The organism is Methylobacterium sp. WL116, assembly GCF_008039455.1.
In the GTDB taxonomy this organism is placed as follows: domain Bacteria; phylum Pseudomonadota; class Alphaproteobacteria; order Rhizobiales; family Beijerinckiaceae; genus Methylobacterium.
This window is the reverse complement of the sequence record NZ_VRUV01000944.1, coordinates 1-929: the sequence shown is the minus strand read 5'-3', so window position 1 is coordinate 929 and position 929 is coordinate 1. Positions and strand designations below refer to the sequence as shown.

The window sequence follows — 929 nt, the reverse complement described above, 5'->3', positions numbered from 1 at the left end:
CCGCAGTCCCGGGTCGGCGGCGGCCACGGAGCGGCCGGCAGGACGGATGCCGGACCGTACCTCATCGGCGACGCGGCGCTGCCGCAGGAGCGGGACGCCCCCGCGCGCACGCTCCTGACGGCGGTTGTCTGGGCCGCGCTCTGGCTGACGCCGGTCGCGGCGATCGTCGCCATCCTCGGGCCCGACAACGTGTTCGGGCAGATCGCCCTGTTCTTCTCGAAGATGGCGATGGTGACCTTCGGCGGCGCCTACGCGGTGCTGGCCTACGTCGCCCAGCAGGCGGTCGGGCAGTTCGGCTGGCTCCGGCCGGGCGAGATGCTCGACGGGCTCGGCATGGCCGAGACGACGCCGGGGCCGCTGATCATGGTCACGCAGTTCGTCGGCTTCCTCGCCGCGTTCCGCAATCCGGGCAGCCTGCCGCCGCTGCTCGCCGGCACGCTCGGGGGCCTGCTCACCACCTGGGTCACCTTCGCGCCGTGCTTCCTCTGGATCTTCGTCGGCGCGCCCTACGTCGAGCGCCTGCGCGGCGACCGGGCGCTGGCCGGCGCGCTCTCGGCGATCACGGCGGCGGTGGTCGGGGTGATCCTGAACCTCGCGGTCTGGTTCGCGCTGCACACGCTGTTCGCCCGCCTCGAACCCGTCGCCCTCGGGCCGATCCGCCTCGAGCTTCCGGTGCTCGCGAGCCTGAATCCGTGGGCGCTCGTCCTCGCCGTCGCGGCGCTCGTCGCCGTGTTCCGGCTCAAGGCCGGCGTGATCCCGACGCTGGCGGCCTGCGCGGCGGCCGGCATCCTCCTGCACCTCGCCGGCCTGGTCGGATAGGCTGCGCGCGCGTCGTGGGGAACCGCGCCGCTGCGAAGGCGGCGACGCGGCTCAGGTTCACGCGCGCCGGCGATCACCAGCGATGATGCCAGCCGCCGTGGTGGCCGCCC

Annotated in this window: 1 protein-coding gene; it reads left to right on the top strand. The window is 74.4% G+C overall.

Annotated features, from left to right (window positions below; translation table 11 throughout):
• The coding region (locus tag FV223_RS28640; RefSeq protein ID WP_147729998.1) for a chromate transporter at window positions 1–819 on the top strand (819 nt) is incomplete at its 5' end.
• Window positions 820–929 lie beyond the last annotated feature (110 nt).